Annotated in this window: 5 protein-coding genes; 1 reads left to right on the top strand and 4 read right to left on the bottom strand. The window is 65.7% G+C overall.

Annotation, left to right across the window (positions count from 1 at the left end; all coding sequences use genetic code 11):
• Positions 1 to 30: 30 nt before the first annotated feature.
• The 4 genes from AB0H52_RS31525 to AB0H52_RS31510 all read right to left on the bottom strand — a co-directional run bounded on the left by AB0H52_RS31525 (position 31) and on the right by AB0H52_RS31510 (position 2,637).
• The gene (locus AB0H52_RS31525) at positions 31 to 252 is read right to left on the bottom strand and encodes a hypothetical protein (protein WP_357951929.1); all 222 of its coding nucleotides are present in this window, start codon (positions 250 to 252) and stop codon (positions 31 to 33) included.
• Between the two features lie 415 nt (positions 253 to 667).
• Positions 668 to 928, bottom strand: a complete 261-nt coding sequence (locus AB0H52_RS31520) for a hypothetical protein (protein WP_225854867.1) — start codon at positions 926 to 928, stop codon at positions 668 to 670.
• A 426-nt stretch (positions 929 to 1,354) separates the two neighbouring features.
• Positions 1,355 to 1,921 (bottom strand): RICIN domain-containing protein, encoded by a 567-nt coding sequence (locus tag AB0H52_RS31515; RefSeq protein ID WP_151493200.1) that lies wholly within the window; start codon positions 1,919 to 1,921, stop codon positions 1,355 to 1,357.
• A gap of 242 nt (positions 1,922 to 2,163) precedes the next feature.
• A complete protein-coding gene (locus AB0H52_RS31510; protein WP_357951926.1) occupies positions 2,164 to 2,637 on the bottom strand; it encodes a hypothetical protein in 474 nt (157 codons plus the stop codon).
• Positions 2,638 to 3,253: 616 nt separating this feature from the next.
• Between AB0H52_RS31510 and AB0H52_RS31505 the strand changes: the two genes are divergently transcribed.
• A partial coding sequence (locus tag AB0H52_RS31505; RefSeq protein ID WP_357951924.1) for a hypothetical protein occupies positions 3,254 to 4,002 on the top strand: 749 nt, incomplete at its 3' end.

Raw genomic sequence — 4,002 nt, 5'->3', positions numbered from 1 at the left:
CCGTCAACTCATCCAACGAGCCCGCACGCTCTACCGCTGGGACACCCGACCCACCACCCGCCGACTCAAGTAACGCCTATTGCCGGTCGCTCTAAGGATCGTCCCCAGGTTGAACAGCCGTGCCAGCTCAGCTGGTGTCTCTCGGGTTGGTTTCTCCCACAGGTCGTGCGCGACGATCAGCCACGCCACCAACGCGCCCAACCCGAGCAGCATGATCACGGTGAGCCGGAGTCCGCCGAGCGCATCGCCCATCTGCCAGATGGTGTCCGTGGTGAGTGCGAACGCGGCCGTGCCGAACGCGCCGACCAGCAGCTTGGACAGGCCCAGCAGAGCACGCCCGGGCGGTTGGCGCGGACCATGCCAGCCAACAGCCGTACCCGGCCGATCAGCCCGGAGGCGACGTAGCGTCGCTCGCCGGCGTCAGCCTCGCCGATCATTCGGTGGACGGCGGGAACCTGGCGTGCCGTCTCGGCCGGTGCCGAGCCGGCCGGCGGCACCCGCTGGTCGGGAGCGTCGCTCAGAAGCCGACTCACCAGATCCGGAACGGCCAAGCGGGCCGCTCGCAGCTGATGCAGTCCCAGCGCGGGCAGGGACACGACCGCGGCTCGGCGTCGGGCGGAGGTCTGCGCGACCAGCGGCACCCGCTCGGCGTGCAGTGGCAGGTCGGTCAGGCAGATGGCGACGTCCCACTCGTCGTCGGCGCGCCGTCGAGCAACGTCGTCGAGTAGGGCCTCAACGCCGCCGTCGCGGCGCGGCGCCACCTTCCCCAGCCTTCCCGGATGGTCCACCGCACGTCGGCGCTCACCCGCTCGGTGAGCCCGCTGGCCAACTCGGCGGTGAGCCGCGTGGCCACCCGGGCGGGCTGGTCCGGCGGAGTTGCCACCAGCCCGACGACGATCTCCGGGCGTTGCTGTTCGCTGGCGGTCATCGGTGCTCCTCACCGCTAACCGGGCTCGGCCGATGGCGAGAACCGGGGGCATCATGCGGCGTCAGCGGCAGCTCCCGATCCGACTGACGTGGCGGTAGAGCCGTGCCGCCGAGAGGAGCACACCGGCCGGCCCGTACAGCGCCACCGCGACGCTCTCGCCGATCCGGGCACCCCACGAAGCCTAGAAGACCACCCCGATGGGTGCAGCGGATTCAGCGGAAGGAGCACGAGGGTCACGGGCTGACCGAGCGGGTTCGCCCCGGAGCGCGTCATCGTCAGGCTGCGCCGGCAACTCCCCGTACGGGCGACGAACTGACCCTCGCGGCGATGTTCCTCCTCAGATAACTCGCGGTATCCCGCACGCCAAGGGTCAGGCGCGGACATCCCGCGCCTGACCCTTGGCGTTCACTGCAATGCCACCGCGGCCTACGCCTGCACTGCCGGCGTCCAGGAGAAGATGGCGTTGTTCGTCGTCGCGCACGTGTAGAGGATCAGGTCGGATCCGTTAGACGTCGTGCTGCCCTGCACGTTGAGGCACTTCGCGGGGTTCAGCCGACTCTTGAACTGGTAGAAGTCGAACCCGCCGATTTTCCGCACGAACTGCGGGTACCACTGGTCGTTCAGCGTCCCGCTGCCACCACAGTTGTACTGGACGATTTTCGTACTGTTGACGTCCGTGCTGCCCTTGATGTTCGCGCACATTCCCGTCTTGCCGTTGATGATGCGCTGGTAGCCACCGGAGGTGGGCCGGAATATCCACCGCTGGTGTAGCGGCGTGACACCGCCGTCCCAGGTTGCACAGGTGTAGACCTGGACCTGCGCGCTGAGCGCGGTCGAACCGCCCTGGACTTCGAGACACTTGTCGACAGCGCTGGCGGGAAAGACCTCCCACGGCCCGTTGTCCGCGGCGTACGCAGCGGACGGTGCGACCATTCCGCCGGCGGCAATCCCGACCAGCGCGGTGAAGACAGCGGCGAATGTCCGCAGCCTCATACTCGTTCCCCCCAATTCATCGGACAAACAACGGGCACGACCCTACTCAAGACAACCAAGCATGTACATCTCTGACTGTTTGGCCGGGTTGCGGCTTGCTCGGGTGCCTGCGCCTGATGCGGTCGAGCGGCAAACAGCTAGCCCTCGCCAGTGACCCGCTGGGGTGACCTCTCCGGCGGATCCGAAGGCAGCGTTGGCGTGCCCGCAGAGGCTGTCCTACCGCTGCGTCGACCGACCGGGCGTCACACCCGGCTCAGACCGAGCGCCTCATCCACGCGGTCCAGCACCGTCACGTCGTCGTGGCCGACGCCGCGTAGCAGGTCGATCGCGGCCGCCCGGATCTGCCCGACAATCATGGTGACCGGCAGCGGCGGGTCGGAGCGCAGCAGGCCCGCGGCGATCCGGACCGCCTTCAGGGCCGCCGCGTCGGCCGAGTGTGCGTGTCGGTCGGCGTCGGCGCCGCTGAGGTCGCGGGCCAGGGCCTCTCCGGCCGACCGTACGGCGGCGGTCAGCGCGCCGATCGCGGCGGCCAGCTCCGGCGGTGTGGCGGTGTGCCGGCGGGTCAGGGTCACGCCGGCCCGGGCCAGCACCCGGATGTTGCGGGCGGCGTAGTCGAGCTGCCGCAGCGTCGCCTCCACGTCGACGAGCTTGCCCAGGTGCCGGCGGCGCAGGCCCAGCCGCAGCGTCTCAGGCGGCGACCAGGTCGACGGCCTCACCACCGAGCAGGTTCAGGCCCTGCTCCGCCGCGAGGCCGGACGGGCATGACCAGCGTGGACCAGGAGACGATGCGGGTGGCCAACCGCTACGCCGCGACGGTCGCCAAGGCCGAGACCCTGCAGGGTCGGGCGCGGGCCTGCCGCGATGCCGCCGAGCAGTACCGGCGCGACGCCCGGGCTCGCCGAGAGCACCGTGAACCTACGGACGAGATACCTCGTTGTAAGAGATGCACAACCATCCACAAAGGAGGACGACTCCCACCCCGTCGGTTCGGACGCCCCGCTGACATCTTGGCCGCTTCGACCACAAGCACGAGGCGTCGATGACTGCAGGACCCTAGAATCATCGGCCCGTCGTGGAATACGGTACGGCGGGATTAAGTAGATCCATCAAATCCGAAGGGCATGGTTCAGGCCGAGCGAGGAGCACTGCAGAATCAATGGGTGCCCCCCCGGGCTATGGAACAGATGCCGGGCGGGTCCAGCAAGAACCAGAACGCAGTGATTACGCCTAACACGACGCGACACTCCCCGTCTAATTTCTGGAGCTGCCGCGGCATCGGTTGATTCCTCCGGGAATCAACCGATGTCGCGGCCCTAATAAGGAGAAGCCCCCATGGACAATCCCTCCGCTATGACATACACAACGATGTACGGACAATCGCAGTTGAATCAACTCAAGAAGCTGGAAGCGTATATCTTAGAGCACAAGGCTTGGCCTCCGGGTAGGGGTGGAGGTGATGGGGTGCTCTTGCTATACAAGTGGCTAAACTCTAGCTGCGAGAAAAAAGGTCTCGTAGATTACACAGGCCACGTTAAGCCGTTCCTTTCAAAATATAAAATTCACTCAATAGAGAAGGATGGGCGAATCTATTTCGGCCCCAATATACGTCGTGAAGGTGACACGGGATGCGGCATTACGGTCCCCTCCGAGGGGGCTTCAGAGTGGAGTCAGCCTTTGGCGCCCGCCCCAACCTCCAGATATCAAATTGCCAGCCTGGACCGCGAGAGCTATAAAAAAGCACTCGAAGGAGACGCTCTGCTGAGACAGTTTCTCGACAATAACAATCATAAACTTCCTTCGCGGTATTCAAAGAATGCGTCAGAGCGCGATCTTGGACACTTCGTGAGCGGCTCCCAAGACCCTAGGGGTAGCGCCCTTAGACGTCAGCTCTTTCTAAAGACCCTTGACGACTATGGCTATTCCTATGACGCGCCGCCTGGCGGCAGGGTAATATATTCCGAGAAAATGGATTCGGCTACGCGTCCGGCCGCTTCCACGGGTGAGCGAACACGGCGGCCGGCACGTGCCGCCGCGACTGCGTCCTTCACCGGTACGCCCCACTCATCTGCGGCATCTGTTCC

Source organism: Micromonospora sp. NPDC050695 (genome assembly GCF_040654415.1).
GTDB lineage: Bacteria > Actinomycetota > Actinomycetes > Mycobacteriales > Micromonosporaceae > Micromonospora.
The sequence above is the reverse complement of the archived record's forward strand: the minus strand, read 5'-3'. Positions and strand labels throughout refer to the sequence as shown.